The following is a 20,104-nucleotide window of genomic DNA, read 5'->3' on the forward strand; positions in this document are numbered from 1 at the left end:
TCGAGGCCGGCCTTCTCGCATTCCTCGCCGTCGGTCCGGTGGATGAGCAAGCTTGAAGTACCTGTCCGATCGGAGCATCTCGAAACCGGCGAACTCTGGCGACGACTCAGGCCCCGCCATTCAGCCCCTGACCCGTTGAGACACTTGCTCGGTGACATATGCCTCGTGCAAGCCGATACGTGCCCCGGTCTCGCGGTAGCGTGCGTACTGAGCCTCGGTGACCGCGACGTCGTACGAAGCCAGGAGATGCAGGAGAAAACGGAAGCCGAGGTCTGGGTCGACGGACATCACCGTTGCTTCGAGCATTGCAGCGATTCCCTCGCTTGCCATGGTTCGGTAGTGATGAGCCACACTGCGGTCTAGCGACGGGCCGATTTCGCGGACCTCACGCAGAACCGGCTCCGCCAGGTCCTTTCGGTACACGGGCAGGACAGGCACGTAGGCGGGCGCGACATCAGCCAACCACTGCTCGCACACTGCAGCGATCTCTCGCAGCCAGCCCCGCCCGTTGGCGTCGAACGTCTCACCCGCCCGCTGGCGGCGAGCCGCCGTGCGCCACAGGGCGGTGACCACTTCGTCGGACAGATCCGACTCGGCCAGGAGGCGGACGTCCTGAAGGAGGACGGCAGCCTGGGTACCGGGAGCCATGCCATGGTCGCCATGAGCCAGTTCACCCACGTAGCCCAAGGGAGTCCGGGAGCCCTCGTATCGCCAAGCGTCGCATTCCCCGTCGAACATCACCGCAAGGAACGGCAGTCCGAAACAGGTTCCGAAGTCCCGGCGCCCGGCGTCCAGCGGTCGCCACTGCACGCCCAAGTCATCGAAAACGGCCGCGGAAGGATATGCCAGCCGGTCCCCGATGCCCAGCAGCCGACTGTACTGACCTTCGTCCACCGGCACGGCGTACCCCTTGAGGACGCGCAGGAACAGACGGAAACCAAGATCTGCGTCGACCTCGTCGACGATGCGCCGCAGCGTGCTCACGACGTGTGGCAGCGGTACGGCCCCCTTCAGCGCAGGACTGGCCGACCGGATCTCTGCTTGAACACAGGCTCGGAGTTCGTCTTCGGGTAGCAGGGGCTCGGCCTCCGTCCAGACCGCCTGCTGCGCCTCTGTCCGTTCTGGCACGTCCACCGGACTGACCTCGGCCATCATGCGCAGCCACTCACGTGTGCCGATGCCGTGGTCATCCAGGTCGAAGTTTCCTCCGGTTACCGCCGGCCAGACGTTGCGGATCACATCGTCCGGTAGCGGTGACTCAAGCAGAAGCCGCACATCCCTGCCGAGCTGCTGGTCCTCCTCATCGCGGACTGTCTCAGCGGTCAGTGACAGCACGGCCGAGGGATCCGGGTGCGGCCTCTCGCTGGAGCAAAGTTTGCCGCCGAGTCCGCTGAGGCCAAAGTCCTCCTGGTACTCGACGTAATACACCTCGCGGTGCCTGGTCACTCTTCCTCCTGTGCGTAGGGGCGCCCCTTTCGAAGGGGTGCCCCTACGCCCTTACTCGTCTTCTTCAGCGCTTACTGGGTTCTCGTTACCGCCTCGGAAGCGGGAATGAAGTGTAGACGACGTACTTGGTCGGGTTGTGCTTCTTGCCTACGTACTTCAGCACTATCCGTACCCTCGTACCAGCCGCCTCACCAGCCTGTGGGCCGCCTCTCGTATACACCCGTCCCAGGGAGGTAGGGCCGTTTCGAAGCTCCCATTCGAAAGTGAGAGCGTCCGTCTTGGCATTGAATACGTATCCGGGCTTGCCTTGCTTTCGGGCCTCTCTGAGCTTCCAGTTCTCCAGCTTCTGCGCGTTCTGACTCGACTGTGTCCACTCTCGCATCGCTTGGTCGACAGCTGCCTCAGCGGTGGCCTCGTCGGTCCACACACCCACGACTCCACCGTCGATGGTCTGTGCCCTGTCGTACGCTCTCGTCGCGGCCACGTTGACGTGTTCTCCCAGGGTGTGCGCCCCGAACTTGCCCTCGTCGGCCCGCACACTGGTGCAGTTGTGCACCAGAACGCCCCTGGAACCCTCGCCTTGCGGATGAACGAAGAAGGTGTGCAGTCCGCCGACGGTGAGGTCGTACACCGTCCGAGGAGCCAGACCGGGCCGGTCCTGCAGGGCCATCACGCTACCGACGGGGCCCGATGTGCCCTGAAGGCGATCACCGGCGCGCAGCGACGAGACCTGCGTCCAGCCCTGACCCCTGACGTACACGCGGTGCCCGATCGTACTGGTCAGCACACCGTCATCCGTGGCGATGTTCACCAAATGCGTGGTCGTGTGTCGGTACGTGTCGGTGACCGGCTGCGGACTGATCCGGCCCGTGACGGGATCAGCGGCCAGGACCAGGTCCCCGATATGTACCTCTTGGATGGCCTCAGTTGTCCCGTCGGCCATCAGCACATGTGTGTTCCCCGGGAAACTGTTCACCGGACAAGAAGTCACGACCTCTTCGTAGGTATCGACCACCTCCTCGATCTCGGCAACCGTGGCGGCGTCCACACCCTCCACGGCTCGGAGAGCCTCGAAAGCGTCCCGAAGGCCGATGCCTGTGGCGAGCGAAGCGTCAACGGCACGTATCGCTTCTGCGAGCGGCCTGAGAAGCTTGCCCGCAAAAACGGAGACGACATCCAGAGCCGCCCATCCGCATCCGCCCCAACTTCCCGACGTACCGCCGGGGGTGAGCTTCTGGGCGCATTTGATCCAGCTGCCGAAGAGGATGTCGATCGGATCGATGTTCTTCTGATACTCCTCCATGGTGATGGTGTGCGTGACCTCTTGGGCCACTTCCTTGGTCTTCGTCGGGCCGAGGTAGACCGTTGAGCCGGAGGGACACATGAACTTCATCGGATCCAGATCCTGTGCGGTGCACAGGTACAGGTCGAGGACCGCTCTGTATCGGATCTTCGCGGTGATGGTGCAGTCGCCCTTGTAGAAGAGCTTGTCGATCCAGTTGTCGCAGCTCTCCGATTTCTTCTCGACCTCTGGCTCACCGACCTTCTCGATGTGGTCGACGATGTAGAACATCTTGCCGATGGAGCCGCCGCTTCCGTCGGGAACGGTTCCGTCGTTGATCTGCTTGCCCTTGGCCGCCTTTTCGGCCCGGTCGGCCGCTTCCTGGGCCTCCTTGGCGTACTTGTCGGCGTCCTTGGCGGCCTGTTCGGCCTCGGTGGCGGCTGCGTCGGCGCGGTTGGCTGCGGCGCGGGCGTCCTTGGCGTCCTGTTCGGCCTGGGCGGCGGCGGAGCGGGCCGCTTCGGCGTCGAGTGCGGCGGCGTCGGCGGAGTCGCGGGCGTCCTTGGCGTAGCCCTCGGCGTTGCCGGCTGCCTTGTCGGCGGCTGCCGCGTCGTCGGCGGCCTGCTTGTCGTACTCGATGGTGCGGGCCAGGGAGGACTGCGCCGCAGCGGCGGCCTTCGCGGCGTCCGCCGCGTAGCCGAGGGCCTCCTTGGAGTAGGTACGGGCGTCGGCCGCGTACCGGGCGGCGTTGGCCGCGTGCTGGTAGGCCTCCTTGGCGTCGCCCTTCGCCTGGTCGGCGAGGTTCTGGGCCGCCTGCGCCTCGGCTGCCGCGTTCTTCGCGTGCGCGTCGGCGACGGCCTGCTGCTGGTCGGCGATCGTCTTCGAGGCCTGGCCGGTCAGGACCACCAGGCCGGCGGCCGAGTCGGTGTCGACGTACGGCGAGCCTAGCTGGATCGCGTCGTTGGCCGGGGCGGCGACCTTTTCGGCAGCCTTGCCGGCGTCCACGGCGGCTTGGGCGGTGACGTGGGCGAAGCCGGCCGCCTTCGCCGCGGCGGCGAGTGCCTTGCCGGCTTCCTTGTTCGCCGCGTCGGCCTGTGCCCTGGAGTCCTTGGCGTGCTGCTCCGCCTCGTCGGCGAGCTTCACCGCCGTCTTGGCCTCGGCCGAGGCGTCCTGCGAGGCCTGGATCGCGTCCGCGACGGCACTGGTCGCGGTCTTGACGGCCGCGTCGGCCTTCAGCTTGTCGGCCTGGGCGGCGTCCGCGTCGGAGCGGGCCCGCTTGGCGGCCGCCTCGGCGCGAGTCGCGGCGGCGTCGGCGTCGGCGGCTGCCTGGGTGGCCGCGTCCGCCTCGGAGCGGGCCTTCTTGGCCGCGGCCTCGGCGTCGTCGGCTGCCTTGTCGGCGTCGTTGGCTGCGGCGCGGGCGGCGTCGGCGGCGTCCCCTGAGTCCAGGGAGTCGGCGTAGGCGTCCTTGGCGTCGGCCTTGGCGCGGGCCGCGTCCGCCTTCTGCTCGGCGTCCCAGGCGTCGTCGCGCATGGCCTTGGCGTGGTCCTTGGCCGCGACGGCATCGTCGCGCTTGCCTTCGGCGGTCTTCTCCGCCGCTTCGGCCTTGTCCTTGGCGTCCTTGGCCTTTGATGCCTGGGCTTCGGCGTTCTGCTTGTGCTGCGCTGCTTCGGCCTGCTTGGCAGCGGCAGTTTCCTTCTCCGCCTTGGCCGTCTTCTCCTCGGCCTCGGCGGCGAGCCGCTTGGCGTGGGCGTCGGCCGCGGCAGCCTTGGCGTTGCTCTCGGCCTTCAGGGCGTCGGCGAGCTTGGCCTCGGCGGTCTCCTTGTCCTTCTTGGCGTTGTCGCGGTGCATCTTGGCCGCATTGGCGGCGGACTTGGCCTGCAGCTCGGCCGCCTCGGCGGCCTTCTTGCGGAACTCCGCCTTCGCCTGCGCGGCCTGGGCCAACGCCCGCTGCGCGATGGTCTCGCTGTCCCCGGCCGAGGCGCGGGTCGCAGCCTCGGCGGTCTCACCGGCCTTCTCCAGCGCCTGCAGCGCGGCGACCACGCCCTTGGTGACCTGGTCCTTCTGCAGACCGACCAGCAGACCACGACCCCGCGGGGCGCCATTGGCATCGGCGATGCCGTACGCCGCCTGCAGCGCGGTGTCCGACGTGGTCGCGGCCTTCTGCGCCGCGGCGAGCTGCGCCTGGAGCACGCCCAGCTGCTTCTTCGCGGCGGACTGCGCAGCGGCGAGGTTGGTCTTGGCCTTGTCGAACTGGCTCTTGTCCGGGTACGCGTTCGTGTTGGTGCCCTGGTGGCCCTGGGGAACGACGCGGAACTTCTGCGTGTCGGAGCCGTTGCACGTCAACAGCGCCGCGTTCTTGCCCTTGTCGAACGACGCCAGGTTCAGGCACTTGTCCGTCGCCACGTTGCGCAGCTCACCCGCGGCACGGACGTCGAACGTCCACTGCTGTGGTTTTGTGTCGTTGCACGACCAGATCTGGATCTTCGTGCCGTTGGCGCTGTTGCCACTCGACACGTCAAGGCACTTCTTGGCGGCGATGTTGTACAGCGCGTAGCCGTCGGTGTAACTGCGGATCTGCCAATCCTGGGCGGCGCTGTCGTTGCACGTGTAGATCTGGACGGGGGTGCCGTCGGCCGTGCCGCCACCCTGGACATCGAGGCACTTGCCCTCCGCCGCCTCGACCTTGATGCCGGCATAGGAGTCGCCGATCCAGCCGACACCGCCCGGGGACCAGTAATCCTGCCAGCGGGCGATGTGGTCGGCGACCCAGGACCGACCCAGCATGTCGCTGAGCGTCTTCGCGCCCTTGGTCAGCGCGTCCACGGCGCTCTTGCTCGCGTCCAGGATCTGGTTGCGCTGCGTGGCCTGAGAAGTGATCTCCCGCTGCCACTCATCGGCCGCGGTGGAGGTGATGTCGCCCAGCACGCCGTCCGGGTCGAGCGGGTCACGCCAGCCGCACGCCGCAAACCGTGTCTTCACATCCTCGACCGCGATGCGGAACTCCGGTGTCCCTGGCTGCGGAGCGGCGCTCGGAAAGCCGCCGGAGGACAGGAAGATTCGCGCGTCGTCGCCGCCCGCGTTGTTGCTGGGACCGCCGTGCATCCAGTCAAAGGCGTGGCTCTCGGCGATCCAGCGGTTCCATTCCTCGCGCGACATCTGGGTCGAGTCGGGCTCGGTCGTGTACCGGGAACCGGCTACGTCATCGACGGCCTTGAGTGTCTTTTCATCGGCCTTCGGGGTGGAGTCGAGATACAGGCCGTCGTCGTCCTGCATGTGCCGGTTGACGAGCCATGACATCAGACCGGTCTGCTGGTAGAAGCTCTGCCGACCGTCCCCCGGCGACCCCGGCGGCCAGTGGAAATTCGTTTCGCCGAAGCCCCCGGGCGTCTGCAGGTCAGCGAGTGGCTTCTTCCACGATTCCTGCAGAGTGGTCAGCGCGTCGAGGTCCTTGCCGGCCTGGTCCTTGTCCTTGTTGAACGCGACCGTGAGCGGCGTCTGGTCCCAGTGGGCACGGTTCGCTGCCGCGTGCAACTTGTCCGGCGGCTGGTTCAGGCCGTCCTGTGCTGTGGTAGCCATCGACGGGCCACCCAGGCGCAGGACGTCGGACATCAGGCACTGGTCCTGACGCAACTGCTCGGCGGCAGTGTCCTGGTACCAGGGGGAGGAGTCTGCGGACGGTTCGGCACTGCCGAGGCGGGTCAGGCCCGGCTGTACCGCCAGGCCCGCCAGGACAGCCAGGGTGGCGGCCGACGTTACGGCGGTGGTGAGCTTTCGTGATCTTCGTGTTCCGGGCAGGCGGAACCAGGGTCTGGGCTGCAAAAGGAGCATCCCTCTCTGGGCTCAGGGGGGCGGCTGCGCGCCGGAGGGACGGCCGAAGTGCAGGGACAGCGAAGGGTTCGGAGAAGGCGGTCAGTAACTCCGGAACCCAAGTGACGTGAGGTAGCCGGACAGCCGGTATGACGGCATGGCGATGCAACCCCTCCCCGTGAGCGACGGCATTCCCCCGGTCGCTGACTGATGTGCGCCTATGGAGTGGTCAGGCTCCGCCGGTGCACGGCGACACTCTAGGTGCACACAAGTGGACTCGTACAGGTGTTCACTTATGCGTGACCGACATGATGGCGTGAACCCTTCGCCAGGTCAGCCTGCTGGTGCGTGTCCTCACTCGCCGGGGCGCCTGTGTTTATTCCGTGAAGCCCTCGTGTGTATAGACGTCGGTAGGGGTGCGATACGTGATCAGAGATGACTGATTTTCGATCCCGATGTCGCGATAGCTTCGTCTTTGTGACCCGGACTTGGATGCTGCCGATGCTGTTCGTGCTCTGTGGCGCCGTCGTCGCCGCGGGGATGGTTCTCAAGGGGAGTCTTGGCGAAGCTGTCGTGCTTCTCCTGGCCTTCGGGTTGCTCGGGGGTCTCAACTCGCCTCTCGTCTTCCCTCGGTCGATCGGTGCGGTGGAGGCGCAGCGCCGTAGTGCGGACGATGGCCGGCCTGTCGCGTTCTGGCGGCCGGGGTGCACGTACTGTCTGCGTCTGCGCCTTCGGTTGGGGCGTCGCGCACGCCAGTTGCACTGGGTCAACATCTGGCGTGACCCGGCCGGCGCCGCGGCGGTGCGGGCGGTCAACGACGGCAACGAGACCGTGCCGACCGTCTTCGTGGGCGGTCGGCCGCACGTCAACCCCGATCCGGAATGGGTGCGGGAACAGGCAAGTCGTGCCCGGTGAGGGACCGCAGCTCGCACCAGACCGTCTTTCGGTCCGGCGCCTGATCCACGCCCCACCGTTGGGCCACCGCCTCGACCAGCGTCAGGCCGCGGCCCGACTCGGCCGTTTCCGTGGCGGACAGCAGGGTCGGCAGTGCGCGGGGGTCCGGGTCGGTGACCTCCACTCGGGTGTGGCCGTGGGGCGTACTGGTGACGCGGACCGTTACCGGAGTGCCCTCGCCGATGTGGTCGATGACGTTCGTCAGCAGCTCCGTTGCGCACAGGCGGACGTCGTAGGCGTGGTCGCGGAGGTGGTGGCGCAACTCCGGTACCGCCTTCGGCGTGGCCAGCAGGTGCAGTTCGGGTGCGGTCATCGCTCCGCCGCCGTCTTGCGGAGGGCCATGGCCAGTGCGTGAGCAGTGGTCGTGCTGCAGGTGCCGAGCGCCACGGGGCCGCCCGGCTGTGCGTACGCCGCGCGGAGGGACGGCAGCGTGATGTCGTGCAGGGCGAGGGCGGTGCGGAGATTCTCCACGCAGAGGGTGACGTCGTAGGCCGTGGGGGAGTGGTCTGGCATGGGGGGCGGCTTTCTGTGCGGTGTGTGACCAATGCCTCACAGACTGTCGTCCGGCTCGCTACCGTGGAAGGCGTTTCGCGTCCGCTGCGCGAACAGCGGAAAAGAACGGTCAGTTACGGCGGTGAGCGCGTGGTCCGACGCAAGGACATCGACGGTTCGATGAGCGTCCCCGACTTCTACGGCAAGGAGTTGAGGTGGAAGCGGGAGGCTGCGGGGCTGTCCTTGGACGCGTTCCTCGAGGGCAGCTTCTACGGCAAGACGTACCTCAGTGACATTGAGCGCGGGCAGCGACGCATGCCGATCGACCTGGCCCGGCATGCGGATCGGGTGCTGGGGACTGACGGTTTCTTCGAGCGGCGCTGCGAGGATGTACGGAAGGCGAGGAGGGCTGGGCACGCCGAGTACTTCGAGAAAATCCTGGAAGCGGAGAAGCAGGCGCTGACCATCGAGGAGTGGTGCCCGATGCTCTTCCCCGGACTGCTTCAGACTCCGGCTTATGCGCGGGCCGTCGTCCTGGCGGCTGTTCCGATGTCCCTCGATGAGGAGGTGGAGCAGAGAGTCAGTGCCCGAATGGCACGCGCTGACCTCTTCGAGGCAGATCATCACAAGCCGGAGTATTGGGTGATCCTGCACGAGTCGTTGATCACCGATCCGATCCTTCCGGTCAAGGACATGGCGCATCAGCTCGACCGGATCGTGGAGTTGGCCGAGCGGCGCCGGATCATTTCGCAGGTTCTGCTGCGGAAGTGTGGAGCGCACCCGTTCATGACCGGCTCGGCGAAGATCATGACCTTTCCGGATGCGCCGCCGCTTTTCTACACAGAGGCGCTGCACAGTGGCGACACCATCGACGATCCGCCCCTCGTGAAGGAGTACAGCAGGTCGTACGATCGGCTCAGGGCCGTCGCTCTGTCACCCAAGGCGTCCCTGGACATGATCAAATCTGCGGCAGAGGACTATCGAAATGGCAAGCGTCCGTGTCGACTTGAGTGAAGCGCTCTGGCTCAAGAGCAGCTACAGCAACGGAACCGGCGGCGACTGCGTCGAAGTCGCCAGCGACTTCCCTGGCGCTGCCCTCTGGCGAAAGTCGAGTTACAGCAACGGCGACGGCGGCAACTGCCTGGAGGTCGCCGACAACATCCCCGGCCTCGTCCCCGTCCGAGACTCCAAGGTGCCCGACGGCCCCGCCGTCATCCTCACCGCCGACGCCTGGACCCCCTTCATCGCCTCACTCAAGGGCTGAGTCCGCCTCCGGCCACTCGAACCGCTCCAGGTCCCGCAGCCACGTCCGCGCCGAACTGTCCGACGGGGCCCGCCAGTCGCCGCGCGGGGAGAGGGAACCGCCGGCCGAGACCTTCGGGCCGTTCGGCATGGCCGAGCGCTTGAACTGGGCGAAACCGAAGAAGCGGCGGCAGAAGACCTCCAGCCAGCGGCGGATCTCCGGCAGGTCGTACGCCACCCGCTTGGCTTCCGGGAAGTTCGGTGGCCAGGCGCCGGCCTCCACGTCATGCCACGCATGCCACGCCAGGAAGGCGATCTTCGACGGGCGGAAACCGTAGCGCAGCACGTGGAAGAGGGTGAAGTCGTGCAGCGCGTACGGGCCGATCTTCGACTCCGTCGACTGCATCTCCTCGCCCGGGACCAGCTCCGGGCTGATCTCGGTGTCCAGGATCGCGGCCAGCGTCGTGCCGGTCTCCTCGTCGAACTGGCCGCTGCTGATGACCCAGCGGATGAGGTGCTGGATCAGCGTCTTCGGCACCCCGCCGTTGACGTTGTAGTGGCTCATCTGGTCGCCCACGCCGTACGTGGACCAGCCGAGCGCCAGCTCCGAGAGGTCGCCGGTGCCGAGGACGATGCCGCCGCGCTGGTTGGCGAGCCGGAAGAGGTAGTCGGTGCGCAGGCCGGCCTGGACGTTCTCGAAGGTGACGTCGTACACCGGCTCACCGGAGGCGAAGGGGTGGCCCATCTCCTGCAGCATCAGCCGCGCGGTGGGCGTGATGTCCAGCTCGGCCGCGGTGACGCCGAGCGAGTTCATCAGCTTGTGGGCGTTGTCCTTGGTGTGGTCGCTGGTGGCGAAGCCGGGCAGGGTCCAGGCCAGGATGTCGCTGCGCGGGCGGCCCGCGCGGTCCATCGCCCGGGCGGCGACGATCAGTGCGTGCGTGGAGTCCAGGCCGCCGGACACCCCGATGACCACCTTCGGGCCGCCGATCGAGGCGAGCCGCTGCTGAAGGCCCTCGACCTGGATGTTGTACGCCTCGTAGCAGTCCAGGGCGAGACGGTCGGGGTCGGCCGGCACGAACGGGAAGCGTTCCAGGCGGCGGCGCAGTCCGAGGTCGCCGGGCGGCGGTTCCAGTTCGAACCGGACGGTGCGGAAGTCGCTCGTCCGTGCCCGGTGCGTCCGGCGGTTGTCGTCGAACGTGCCCATGCGCTGCCGCTCCTGCCGCAGCAGGTCGAGGTCCACGTCGGCCACCGCGAGGCTGTCGCCGAGCGGGAACCGCTCGGTCTCCGCCAGCAGTACGCCGTTCTCGTAGACCATGGCCTGGCCGTCCCAGGACAGGTCCGTGGTCGACTCGCCGAGGCCGGCCGCCGCGTAGACGTACGCGGCGAGGCAGCGGGAGGACGCCGAGCGGCACAGCAGCTTGCGGTCCTCGGCCCGTCCGACCGTGATCGGGCTGCCCGAGAGGTTGACGAGGACGGTCGCGCCGGCGAGGGCCGCCTCCGCGCTGGGCGGCACCGGCACCCACATGTCCTCGCAGATCTCCGCGTGCAGCACGAGACCGGGCACGTCGCCGGCCTCGAACAGCAGGTCCACGCCGAACGGTACGACCGAGCCGGCGACCCGGATCGATCCACCCCGCTCGTCCGCGCCGTCGCCGATCTGCCGGCGCTCGTAGAACTCCCGGTAGTTCGGCGGGTACGACTTGGGCACCACGCCGAGGATCCGGCCGCGGTGCACGATCACCGCGCAGTTGTAGACCCGGTTGCGGTGGCGCAGCGGGGCACCGACGACCAGGACCGGCAGCAGCTCAGCGGACCCGGCGACCACCTGCCGCACGGCCTCCTCGACCTGGTCGAGCAGCGCGTCCTGGAGCAGCAGGTCCTCGATCGAGTAGCCGCACAGCACCATCTCCGGGAAGACGGCGACGGCGACGCCCTCCTCGGCGCACCGGCGGGCGTGGCGCAGGACCGCTTCGGCGTTGGCGGGCGGGTCCGCGATGACGGTGTGACCCGTGCACGCGGCGACGCGTGCGAAGCCGTGCTGATAGATCGACCAGAAGTTCAACGGAGGCACGCGCCCAGTGTAGTCGTCTTAATCGTCAGAGCGACGCGATGGGGGTCGGGGTGTGGATCACGTCACGCACGCCGAAGGAGGACACGCGTCACGCACGCCGAAGGGGCGCGGGATGATCACATCCCGCGCCCCCCTGGGTGCCGTTACCGGCGGTGCCTCAGTGCTTGCGGTACGACTGGACGTAGCCGTTCGCGGGCGAACCCACGCCGGTGACGTCGTCGTAGCCCTTCACCGCGGACAGCGAGCTGTCCTTGCCGAGGCTGCGGACCGAGGTCGCGAGGCCGCCGGCGGCGTCGAAGCCGTTGACGAAGTCCACGCGGGCCACCGCCAGGCCGGAGCCCGTCGGGTTGTCCGTGACGTCGTGGAAGACGCCCTTCTTGCCGTACTTGGCGTAGATCGCCGGGTTGGCGAAGCCGAGCGCCTTGCCGCCGCCCGCCTCCTGGGCCAGGGCCTGGACCGCCGCGATGACCGGCGCGGCCAGCGAGGTGCCGCCGATGCGGTACTCGCTGTACTGCGCGCTGCCGTCCGGGAAGGTCTGGGTCTGGCCGACCAGGAAGCCGGTGTTCGGGTCGGCGATGGCCGCGATGTCCGGGACGACGCGGTTGCCGGCGGCGTTGTTGGCCGTGGCGAGCGCGTTCGGGACGACGTTCTTCTGGTAGTACGGCTGCGGCACGGTCTTGCTGGTGCCGCCGCCTGCGCCCGAGGTGAAGGCGCCGGGGAAGCCCGTCCAGCTCTTGCCGTCGGCCGACAGGAGCGCCTTCTCGGTGCCCCAGCCGGTCTCCCACTGGTACTTGTCGCCCTTGCCGACGGCCAGCGAGGTACCGCCGACCGCGGTCACCCACGCCGAGTTGGCCGGGGTGTCGACCTGCTTCGTCCCGGTGTGGGCGACCTCGTCGCCGTTGTCACCGGAGGAGAAGTAGAAGCCGATGCCCTGGACCGCGCCCAGCTGGAACACCTGGTCGTAGGCCGCCGCGAGGTCCGGCGTCTGGTTGGCCTCGATGTCGCCCCAGGAGTTGGAGACGATGTCGGCCAGGTGGTTGTCGACGATCTTGCTGAGCGAGTCCAGCAGGTCGTCGTCGTAGCAGGACGCGGCGCCCACGTAGGTGACGTCGGCGCTCGGCGCGACGGCGTGCACGGCCTCGACGTCGAGGGTCTCCTCGCCGTACCAGCCGGCCGCGCCGCACTCCTCGGTCTTCGTGTAGTTCTTCGGCAGCACCTGGTGCAGCTGGCCGGTCTTCCAGGCCGCGTCACCGTGCTTGACCGCGTACTTGCCCGCGTCGAAGGCGATGGTCGGCGAGGCGTAGGCGTCCGTGATGGCGATGCGGACGCCCTTGCCGGTGTAGGTGCCGGCGCCGTAGGCGGCGCGCAGCTGCTTGCCGGTGTAGCCCTTGACGGCGTACGGGATCTTCTGGCCGTACGCGTCGGGCAGCGTGGTCGCGGTGTTCGAGCCGTAGTACGAGGAGAACGGCCCGGCGTTCTTGAACACGGCGTCCGGGGGCGGCAGCTGGTCGTGGTGGGTCGACTTGTGCGGCGCGCTGTCCAGTCCGGTGACGGTCAGGACGGCGTCCTTCAGGCCGGCCGGCACGGACGCGCTCTTCGCCGGGGCGCGGTACGTCTTCGAGCCCTTGGCGAAGTTGTGCAGCTGGGTGCCGAACGCCTTCTCGGCGGCGGCGACGTCGCCGGAGACGGCGACGTAGTGCGAGGTGACCTCGGTGACCGTCAGGCCGGCCGACTTCAGCCAGGACTTGACGGCGGCCACCTGGGCCTTGGTGGCCCCGAAGCGGGCCTGCGCCTTCTTGGCGCTCAGGTACTTGCCGTACTGCGGCGAGCTCGGGTCGGACACCGCCTTGGCGTAGGCGGCGAGTCCGGCCGCGTCCCGGCCGGCCAGGTAGACACGGGCCTTGACCTGGGCGTTGTCGGCGGTGGCACCCTTGTCCGCCTTGGCCGTGGCCCACGCGGGCTTGGTGCCCACCAGGGTGTCACGGGCCGGGGTGTCCGCGGCGTGCGCCGCGGGTATGCCGAGCGCCAGCGCACCGGCGATCATCGGCAGTGTCGCTGCCATGCTCACGCCGGCGCGCACGGTGGCGCGGTTGGATCTCATAGAACCCCCTGCGATGCGGTTCGCATGCATGTAGTGGTCGGTACGTCATGGATCCGCACACCGGCCCGCGGCGGCAGAGGCCCGCGAATGGATCACACGATGGGGGCCACTCTTTCGATGAACCGTTCATGCCAGGGGAACGCGAAGGTCAAGAGAAGCTCAAGGAAACGTCAGGAAAGGCGATTTGGGCTCTTTGTCCCAACGGCGGCTGGTGTGAAAGGGCTTGCGTCCGGCGGCACGGCGCGTCGTGGAGCCCGCCGCCGTCGCCCGGTTCCTCAACGCGGCTTCGCGCCACGCTCCTTGAGCATGCCGGCCATCGCCTGCAGCTCCGACTGCTGCGCGTCCACCATGCCCTGCGCGAGCCGCTTCTCCACGCCGACCGTGCACTTGGCGACACAGCCCTCGGCCATGTGGATGCCACCCCTGTGGTGGTCCGTCATCAGCTGCAGATAGAAGACCTCGGCCCGCTTGCCGCTCAGCGACTGCAGCTTCTCCAGCTCGGTGTTCGTCGCCATGCCGGGCATCAGCGCGCCGTCCTTGCCGGAGGCCATGTCGCCCATGCCCATCCAGGTCATCGGCGGCTCGGCGGACACCTTCGGCAGCCCCCACAGATCCAGCCAGCCCAGCAGCATCCCGCGCTGGTTGGCCTGGGTCTGCGCGATGTCGTAGGCGAGCCGCCGCACCTCCTCGTTCTTGGTGCGGTCCCGCACGATGTACGACATCTCGACGGCCTGCTGATGGTGCACGGCCATGTCCCGGGCGAACCCCGCGTCGGCGGACTCGGCGCCCGGCGCCTTCGGGCCGTCGCCGCCGGCGTCCTCGGCGACCGCGTAGGTGATCGCCCCGGCCGCGACCAGCACCGCCGCCGCGGCTCCGGCCACCCAGCCGATGTGCTGCCGCCTCACTTCATCGCTCCGCCGGTGCAGGAAGCGCCCGGCTCGGGCGTCTGCCGGCCCTGCACATAGGTGGCGAAGAACTTGTTCACCTCGGGATCGCTCGCGCTCTTCACGCTCACCTGGTGGCCCCAGGCCGACAGGATCAGCGGGGCGGACTGGTTCGCGTACGGGCTCATCAGCGAGTACGGCGTCTGCTTCACCTTGGCCGCGAGCGCGTCCACGTCGGCCTTCTTCGCCGCGCTGGTGTACGTCACCCAGACCGCGCCGTGCTCCAGCGCGTGCACGGCGTTCTCGTCCTGCACCGGCTTGGTATAGACGTCGCCGTTGCAGTTCAGCCACACCGGGTTGTGGTTGCCGCCGACCGGCGGGTGCATCGGGTACGACACCTTGGTCGTCACGTGGGTCCGCGAGAGCTTCCCGGACCAGGTCTTCACCCCGTCCTTGCCGGTGACGAAGTGCCCGGAGTCCCCGGAGGAGCCGCCCTTGCCGTCACTGCTCGACGCCGAGTCCTTCGTGTCGGACTGCGAGTTCACGAGCACCACACCACCGGCGACGAGACCGGCGACGACCACCACGCTCGCGGCGACGGCGAGCACCCGGTTGCGGCGCTCGCGGGCACGCTCCGCGCGCCGCATCTCCTCTATGCGCGCCTTGCGCGCCGCGTTGCTGCTCTTGTTGGCGGAGCCCATGGGGTGAGTCCTTCTGGGGGAAAGGGGCGGAAGAGGGAAGGGTGGGGCTCACTGATCGTAAGGGGAAAGGGACCCGCTTCCGTAGGGAGGCCGCGGAACGGACGGCAACGAGATAAGTTGAATCTCAGATGCGTATTACCTACGCTCGCCTCCATGCGGCTGCTGCGCTCCACCGACCTGGCCCTGCGCGTCCTGATGCGGCTCGCCGTGGCCCAGGAGTCCACCCCCACGACCCGCCAGGTCGCGGCGGACATGGACGTGCCTTACACGCACGCCGCGAAGGTCGTCGCCGAGCTCCAGCACCTGGGCCTGCTCGACACCCGCCGCGGCCGGGGCGGCGGCCTTAGCCTGACCGAACGGGGCCGTACGGCGTCCGTGGGCATGGTCGTCCGCACGTTCGAGGGCGACGGTGACGTGGTCGACTGCGAGGGCCAGACCCCCTGCCCCCTCAGCTCCGGCTGCCGGCTGCGCGGCGCCCTGCGCCGGGCCCAGGAGGCCTTCTACGCCGCGCTGGACCCGGTCACCCTCCAGGACATCGTGACGGACCCGACGGGACCGCTGCTGCTGGGGATCTCCCGGGCGCCGGTCTGACGCGGGCCCGGTCAGCCCTGCGCCAGCCACAGGTCCGGGCCGAACACCTCGTAGTGGATGTCGGCCGGGGCGACGCCCTTGTCGATCAGCTGGGTGCGCACCGCCCGCATGAAGGGCAGCGGACCGCACAGGTACGCGCGCGTGCCCGCCGGCACCTCGAGGCCGGTGAGGTCGACCAGGCCGGTGCGGGTGCCGGGCTCGGCGTCGCGCTCGTAGAAGAAGTGGACCGAGGCGTCGGCGAGCTTCGCGGCGTAGGCCTCGTGGTCGCCCCGCAGCGCGTGGTCGGCGGGGGAGCGGTCGCCGTGCACGACGGTGACCGGCGCGGAGTGACCGTCGTTCGCGAGGGCGGCCAGCATCGCGACCATCGGGGTGACGCCGATGCCCGCCGAGGCCAGCAGCAGCGGCCGGCCGGCGGTGTCGCCGAGCACCAGGTCGCCGTAGGGCTCGGAGAGGTCCAGCAGGTCGCCCTCGCGCACGCGCGCGTGGAGGTGGTGGGAGACCTCGCCGTCGGGCGTGGCGGCGTCGCCCGTCACCCGCTTGACGCTGAATTGGCGGAGGTTCTCGCCCGGGGCGCCGGACAGGCTGTACTGGCGTATCTGCCGGGCGCCGTCGGGCAGCTCGACCTGGACGGAGACGTACTGGCCGGCCCGGAAGGCGCGGACCGGGCCGCCGTCGGCCGGGCGCAGCCGGAAGGTGACGACGTCGGCCGTCTCCTCCACGCGCTCCACGACCTCCCAGGGGCGGCGGGCGGTGGTGCCGCTCTCCTCGTACAGCCGCTTCTCCACGGCGATGAGCGCGTTCGCCATTAGCCAGTAGACCTCGGTCCAGGCCGCGGCGACCTCGGGGGTGACGGCGTCGCCGAGCACCTCGGCGATGGCGGCGAACAGGTGCTCGTGCACCACCGGGTAGTGCGCGGGGGAGACACCCAGCGAGGCGTGCTTGTGGGCGATCCGGCTCAGCATGGCGTCGGGGCGGCCGTCCGGGTGCTCCAGCAGATGCGCGGCGAAGGCGGCGATGGAGCCGGCGAGGGCCTGCTTCTGCGCGCCGGAGGCCTGGTTTCCGCGGTTGAACAGGTTCCGCAGCAGGTCGGGGTGGGCGGCGAAGAGCCGGGTGTAGAAGCGCTCGGTGATCTCGCCGATGGCCGCGCCGACGGCGGGAAGCGTGGCGCGGACGGTGGCTGCGGACTGCTCGGACAGCATCGGGACTCCTCGACGGGTCGATCGCTCAGCTGATCGAAACCGTAGGGAAACTTGCATCTGAGATGCAAATTAAGTGGGCGTGGTGTCGCTCACGCCGGAAGCGAACCGGCCATTACGGATGTCGGTCCGAGCAGGCAAGATGAGTACACCGGTGCGTACACCTGGGGTGCGCGAGGCGTTCAGGCCGACGATGCTCGGGCGATCAAGGTCCGCAACGCGCACGAAACGGTGTTGTGGTGGGATGCTCAGGTGCCGACCGCCTCCCCTCACCCCGGGACGGCGGCCTGACCAGCAAGGATGGGGAATCGGAAGATGGACAAGCAGCAGGAGTTCGTGCTCCGCACGTTGGAGGAGCGCGACATCCGGTTCGTACGCCTGTGGTTCACGGACGTGCTGGGCTTCCTCAAGTCCGTGGCCGTGGCCCCCGCCGAGCTGGAGCAGGCCTTCGACGAGGGCATCGGCTTCGACGGCTCGGCCATCGAGGGCTTCGCCCGCGTATACGAGTCCGACATGATCGCCAAGCCGGACCCCTCGACTTTCCAGATCCTGCCCTGGCGCGCCGAGGCCCCCGGCACCGCCCGCATGTTCTGCGACATCCTCATGCCGGACGGCTCCCCGTCCTTCGCCGACCCGCGCTACGTCCTCAAGCGCGCGCTGGCCCGCACCTCCGACCTGGGCTTCACCTTCTACACCCACCCGGAGATCGAGTTCTTCCTGCTGAAGGAACGCCCGCTCGACGGCTCCCGCCCGACCCCCGCCGACAACTCCGGCTACTTCGACCACACCCCGCAGGCCATCGGCATGGACTTCCGCCGCCAGGCGATCACCATGCTGGAGTCGATGGGCATCTCGGTGGAGTTCTCCCACCACGAGGGCGCCCCCGGCCAGCAGGAGATCGACCTGCGCTACGCCGACGCGCTGTCCACCGCCGACAACATCATGACGTTCCGCCTCGTCATGAAGCAGGTGGCGCTGGAGCAGGGCCTCCAGGCGACCTTCATGCCCAAGCCGTTCTCGGAGTACCCGGGCTCCGGCATGCACTCGCACCTGTCCCTCTTCGAGGGCGACCGCAACGCGTTCTACGAGTCGGGCGCCGAGTACCAGCTCTCCAAGGTCGGCCGCTCCTTCATCGCGGGCCTGCTGCGCCACGCGGCGGAGATCTCGGCGGTCACCAACCAGTGGGTGAACTCCTACAAGCGCATCTGGGGCGGCTCCGAGCGCACCGCGGGCGCCGGCGGCGAGGCCCCCTCGTACATCTGCTGGGGCCACAACAACCGCAGCGCCCTGGTCCGCGTGCCCATGTACAAGCCCGGCAAGACCGGCTCCGCCCGCGTCGAGGTCCGCTCCCTCGACTCCGGCGCGAACCCCTACCTCGCCTACGCCCTCCTGCTGGCCGCGGGCCTGAAGGGCATCGAGGAGGGCTACGAGCTGCCGCCGGGCGCCGAGGACGACGTCTGGGCCCTCTCCAACGCCGAGCGCCGCGCGATGGGCATCGAACCCCTCCCGCAGAACCTCGGCGAGGCCCTGACCCTCATGGAGAGCAGCGACCTGGTCGCCGAGACCCTGGGCGAGCACGTCTTCGACTTCTTCCTGCGCAACAAGAAGTCCGAGTGGGAGGAGTACCGCTCCGAGGTGACGGCCTTCGAACTGCGCAAGAACCTGCCGGTGCTGTAGGGGCGCATCAGGGCGGGTCGCCGGCGAAACGATCCCTTGGGCCGACGGTCACGGACCGTCGGCCCCCGGCTTTCCGGGTGTCACGCGGAGGCCACCACCTCGCCTGCCATGACCGCAGGAGGGTGGGGAAGCAGTGACGCGAGGTTGTCCCGTACGAAGTCCGCAGCCTTCGAGATCGATTCCTCGGCTCCTGCCCGGTCCTGGAAGACGCTGGTCGAGACCATCACTCCGTTCCCGGCATCGATCCAGTAGTAGGCCACGAAGCCGGAGACCTGGCGCATGAGCGGCACGAACCCCTCGTTCACGAGACGTGCCGCCTCGGCCGAATCGGTCACCCCTTCGTACCGCCGGACTGCTGCGTACATCCCCAAGCTCCTCACGGCGTTGTGGTTCGTCCTCTGCTGAGACGTCGTACCCCTGCGACGACTGCCTGGCTCATGAGGCGTCCGGCAATCACCTGAAGGGCCGTCGAGTGGGCGCTCCCGCACCCGGCCGTCGCCGGTCGTGGTGCGGGAGTGCCCGGGGGCCTTGTCAGCCGGCGACGCAGGTGTTGCCGAAGAGGGGATTCAGCAGGGCGATGAGGTCGATGCCGTTGTCGCACAGGTTGATCGGGAGGTGGATGGGGATCTGGAGGATGTTTCCGCCGGGGTCGGGGTCGGCCTGAGCGGCCGTGGCGGCGGTCAGGGTCAGCGTGCTCGCCAGCACGGCGGCCGCGACGAGGGAGCGTATGCGCATGGGTACCTCCTGGTGTGTGAGGGGACGGGTCCAGGACAGCGGCGGCGGTGACCCGGCGGCACATCCTGTTGATCCGGCCGCGCGGCTTTCCGCCCGTCCGGGTGAACTCATCCGCTCTCGGCCGACCACTCGAGCAGCGTCCCGTGCCGTTCGCGGGGCGCCCGATGAAGCAGGCCGGCGGCGCCGGCGGCCAGGCACCACTCCAGGAGGGTGAACCCCGCGACGCGCTCCGTGCCTCCCATGCCGAGCCCCGCGTAGTGGTGGAGCAGGAAGAGCCCGAAGGCCGTGGTCGCCGTGACTCCCAGGCCGGCGGTGACCCAGCACAGGGGTCCGGGAACCCCCGCCCGCAGGCCGGCGCCCGCCAGTACCAGGCCGACGTTGCCCGTACCCATGACCAGCAGGGCCCCCAGACCGTGCGGGTAGGGATGGACGTCCGACGGCGCCAGCCCGGCCAGCACCGCGCCCACTCCCGCACCGGCCAGCAGGATCCGCACCAGGCCGGCGGTCGCGCCCTTGCGCCACATGGGGCCGGTGAGGGCGGCACCGACGGCCAGCAGGACGCCCAGCGCGACGAACGACACGTTCATCAGGCCGTGCTCGGGTGAGCACACATACCGTGGTTCGGGTTCCGGCTGCCAGGCGCAGTGAGCATTGCCCAGGTCGCTGATGGCGTTCCGGGCCCAGCTGTACGGACTCGCCCACGCGGACTCCACGATCCCGTGGACCACGAAGAACTGCGTCACGCCCAGGACCCATGCGCCGTACCCGATCCGGGTCGTCAACCCGCCTGCCGGATGCCGGGAGGCCCCCACACCGGCCGGCGGACGCGGACGCCGGGCAGCGGGTGCAACTCGAGGGCTATGGATGCCGAGCCGATGCAGCGCATGACGGACCTCCTGAGGTGCGGGCCGGGCACGTCCCGGCCTCC

General features: G+C 68.8%; 17 protein-coding genes. 5 read left to right on the forward strand and 12 right to left on the reverse strand.

Annotation, left to right across the window (positions count from 1 at the left end; all coding sequences use genetic code 11):
• Positions 1 to 120: 120 nt before the first annotated feature.
• Both ACZ404_RS30895 and ACZ404_RS30900 read right to left on the reverse strand, forming a co-directional pair.
• The gene (locus ACZ404_RS30895) at positions 121 to 1,446 is read right to left on the reverse strand and encodes a hypothetical protein (protein WP_468445582.1); all 1,326 of its coding nucleotides are present in this window, start codon (positions 1,444 to 1,446) and stop codon (positions 121 to 123) included.
• 85 nt (positions 1,447 to 1,531) lie between these two features.
• A complete protein-coding gene (locus tag ACZ404_RS30900; protein WP_468445584.1) occupies positions 1,532 to 6,553 on the reverse strand; it encodes a ricin-type beta-trefoil lectin domain protein in 5,022 nt (1,673 codons plus the stop codon).
• Between the two features lie 456 nt (positions 6,554 to 7,009).
• Between ACZ404_RS30900 and ACZ404_RS30905 the strand changes: the two genes are divergently transcribed.
• Positions 7,010 to 7,447 carry a glutaredoxin domain-containing protein gene (locus ACZ404_RS30905; protein ID WP_468445586.1) on the forward strand — a complete coding sequence of 146 codons (438 nt, stop codon included), beginning with the start codon at positions 7,010 to 7,012 and terminating at the stop codon, positions 7,445 to 7,447.
• Here ACZ404_RS30905 and ACZ404_RS30910 read toward each other — a convergent pair.
• Positions 7,398 to 7,799 (reverse strand): ATP-binding protein, encoded by a 402-nt coding sequence (locus tag ACZ404_RS30910; RefSeq protein ID WP_468445588.1) that lies wholly within the window; start codon positions 7,797 to 7,799, stop codon positions 7,398 to 7,400. The two genes, ACZ404_RS30905 and ACZ404_RS30910, sit on opposite strands and share 50 nt — an antisense overlap.
• Positions 7,796 to 7,999 carry a hypothetical protein gene (locus ACZ404_RS30915; protein WP_468445590.1) on the reverse strand — a complete coding sequence of 68 codons (204 nt, stop codon included), beginning with the start codon at positions 7,997 to 7,999 and terminating at the stop codon, positions 7,796 to 7,798. Before ACZ404_RS30915 ends, ACZ404_RS30910 begins: the two co-directional genes overlap by 4 nt.
• Positions 8,000 to 8,158: 159 nt before the next feature.
• On the opposite strand from ACZ404_RS30915, the gene ACZ404_RS30920 reads away from it, so the two are divergent.
• Positions 8,159 to 8,992 (forward strand): helix-turn-helix domain-containing protein, encoded by an 834-nt coding sequence (locus tag ACZ404_RS30920; protein ID WP_468445761.1) that lies wholly within the window; start codon positions 8,159 to 8,161, stop codon positions 8,990 to 8,992.
• Positions 8,964 to 9,242 (forward strand): DUF397 domain-containing protein, encoded by a 279-nt coding sequence (locus tag ACZ404_RS30925; protein ID WP_468445592.1) that lies wholly within the window; start codon positions 8,964 to 8,966, stop codon positions 9,240 to 9,242. The genes ACZ404_RS30920 and ACZ404_RS30925 overlap by 29 nt, the downstream gene beginning before the upstream one ends.
• Here the strand turns inward: ACZ404_RS30925 and ACZ404_RS30930 are convergent.
• From ACZ404_RS30930 to ACZ404_RS30945, 4 genes are all read right to left on the reverse strand, one after another.
• Positions 9,228 to 11,291 (reverse strand): NAD(+) synthase, encoded by a 2,064-nt coding sequence (locus ACZ404_RS30930; RefSeq protein ID WP_468445594.1) that lies wholly within the window; start codon positions 11,289 to 11,291, stop codon positions 9,228 to 9,230. The genes ACZ404_RS30925 and ACZ404_RS30930 overlap by 15 nt on opposite strands.
• A 157-nt stretch (positions 11,292 to 11,448) precedes the next feature.
• Positions 11,449 to 13,392 (reverse strand): S53 family peptidase, encoded by a 1,944-nt coding sequence (locus ACZ404_RS30935; RefSeq protein ID WP_468445595.1) that lies wholly within the window; start codon positions 13,390 to 13,392, stop codon positions 11,449 to 11,451.
• A gap of 275 nt (positions 13,393 to 13,667) precedes the next feature.
• Positions 13,668 to 14,297, reverse strand: a complete 630-nt coding sequence (locus tag ACZ404_RS30940; RefSeq protein ID WP_468445597.1) for a DUF305 domain-containing protein — start codon at positions 14,295 to 14,297, stop codon at positions 13,668 to 13,670.
• Positions 14,294 to 14,977 (reverse strand): DUF3105 domain-containing protein, encoded by a 684-nt coding sequence (locus ACZ404_RS30945; RefSeq protein WP_468445599.1) that lies wholly within the window; start codon positions 14,975 to 14,977, stop codon positions 14,294 to 14,296. The genes ACZ404_RS30940 and ACZ404_RS30945 overlap by 4 nt, the downstream gene beginning before the upstream one ends.
• A gap of 153 nt (positions 14,978 to 15,130) precedes the next feature.
• Between ACZ404_RS30945 and ACZ404_RS30950 the strand changes: the two genes are divergently transcribed.
• A complete protein-coding gene (locus tag ACZ404_RS30950) occupies positions 15,131 to 15,568 on the forward strand; it encodes an RrF2 family transcriptional regulator (protein WP_468445601.1) in 438 nt (145 codons plus the stop codon).
• 11 nt (positions 15,569 to 15,579) lie between these two features.
• On the opposite strand, the gene ACZ404_RS30955 is transcribed toward ACZ404_RS30950, so the two are convergent.
• Positions 15,580 to 16,767, reverse strand: coding sequence for a globin domain-containing protein (locus tag ACZ404_RS30955; RefSeq protein ID WP_468445603.1), 1,188 nt, complete (start codon positions 16,765 to 16,767; stop codon positions 15,580 to 15,582).
• Positions 16,768 to 17,079: 312 nt separating this feature from the next.
• On the opposite strand from ACZ404_RS30955, the gene ACZ404_RS30960 reads away from it, so the two are divergent.
• Positions 17,080 to 18,441: a glutamine synthetase family protein gene (locus ACZ404_RS30960; protein ID WP_468445605.1), complete on the forward strand. Its 1,362-nt coding sequence runs from the start codon at positions 17,080 to 17,082 to the stop codon at positions 18,439 to 18,441.
• 80 nt (positions 18,442 to 18,521) lie between these two features.
• Here ACZ404_RS30960 and ACZ404_RS30965 read toward each other — a convergent pair whose 3' ends face one another.
• The 3 genes from ACZ404_RS30965 to ACZ404_RS30975 form a co-directional block, all read right to left on the reverse strand.
• Entirely contained in the window at positions 18,522 to 18,806 is a 285-nt protein-coding gene (locus ACZ404_RS30965) for a hypothetical protein (protein ID WP_468445607.1), read from the reverse strand.
• A 166-nt stretch (positions 18,807 to 18,972) separates the two neighbouring features.
• Entirely contained in the window at positions 18,973 to 19,176 is a 204-nt protein-coding gene (locus ACZ404_RS30970) for a chaplin (RefSeq protein WP_468445609.1), read from the reverse strand.
• A gap of 107 nt (positions 19,177 to 19,283) precedes the next feature.
• A complete protein-coding gene (locus ACZ404_RS30975) occupies positions 19,284 to 19,919 on the reverse strand; it encodes a DUF998 domain-containing protein (protein WP_468445611.1) in 636 nt (211 codons plus the stop codon).
• Positions 19,920 to 20,104 lie beyond the last annotated feature (185 nt).

Source organism: Streptomyces sp. NPDC030798, assembly GCF_055572275.1.

Coding starts and splice junctions, on each gene's coding strand:
- ACZ404_RS30900 (WP_468445584.1), bottom strand. CDS start 6,553: ATGCTCCTTTTGCAGCCCAGACCCTGGTTCCGCCTGCCCGGAACACGA.
- ACZ404_RS30910 (WP_468445588.1), bottom strand. CDS start 7,799: ATGACCGCACCCGAACTGCACCTGCTGGCCACGCCGAAGGCGGTACCG.
- ACZ404_RS30915 (WP_468445590.1), bottom strand. CDS start 7,999: ATGCCAGACCACTCCCCCACGGCCTACGACGTCACCCTCTGCGTGGAG.
- ACZ404_RS30920 (WP_468445761.1), top strand. CDS start 8,159: ATGAGCGTCCCCGACTTCTACGGCAAGGAGTTGAGGTGGAAGCGGGAG.
- ACZ404_RS30925 (WP_468445592.1), top strand. CDS start 8,964: ATGGCAAGCGTCCGTGTCGACTTGAGTGAAGCGCTCTGGCTCAAGAGC.
- ACZ404_RS30935 (WP_468445595.1), bottom strand. CDS start 13,392: ATGAGATCCAACCGCGCCACCGTGCGCGCCGGCGTGAGCATGGCAGCG.
- ACZ404_RS30945 (WP_468445599.1), bottom strand. CDS start 14,977: ATGGGCTCCGCCAACAAGAGCAGCAACGCGGCGCGCAAGGCGCGCATA.
- ACZ404_RS30950 (WP_468445601.1), top strand. CDS start 15,131: ATGCGGCTGCTGCGCTCCACCGACCTGGCCCTGCGCGTCCTGATGCGG.
- ACZ404_RS30955 (WP_468445603.1), bottom strand. CDS start 16,767: ATGCTGTCCGAGCAGTCCGCAGCCACCGTCCGCGCCACGCTTCCCGCC.
- ACZ404_RS30960 (WP_468445605.1), top strand. CDS start 17,080: ATGGACAAGCAGCAGGAGTTCGTGCTCCGCACGTTGGAGGAGCGCGAC.
- ACZ404_RS30965 (WP_468445607.1), bottom strand. CDS start 18,806: ATGTACGCAGCAGTCCGGCGGTACGAAGGGGTGACCGATTCGGCCGAG.
- ACZ404_RS30970 (WP_468445609.1), bottom strand. CDS start 19,176: ATGCGCATACGCTCCCTCGTCGCGGCCGCCGTGCTGGCGAGCACGCTG.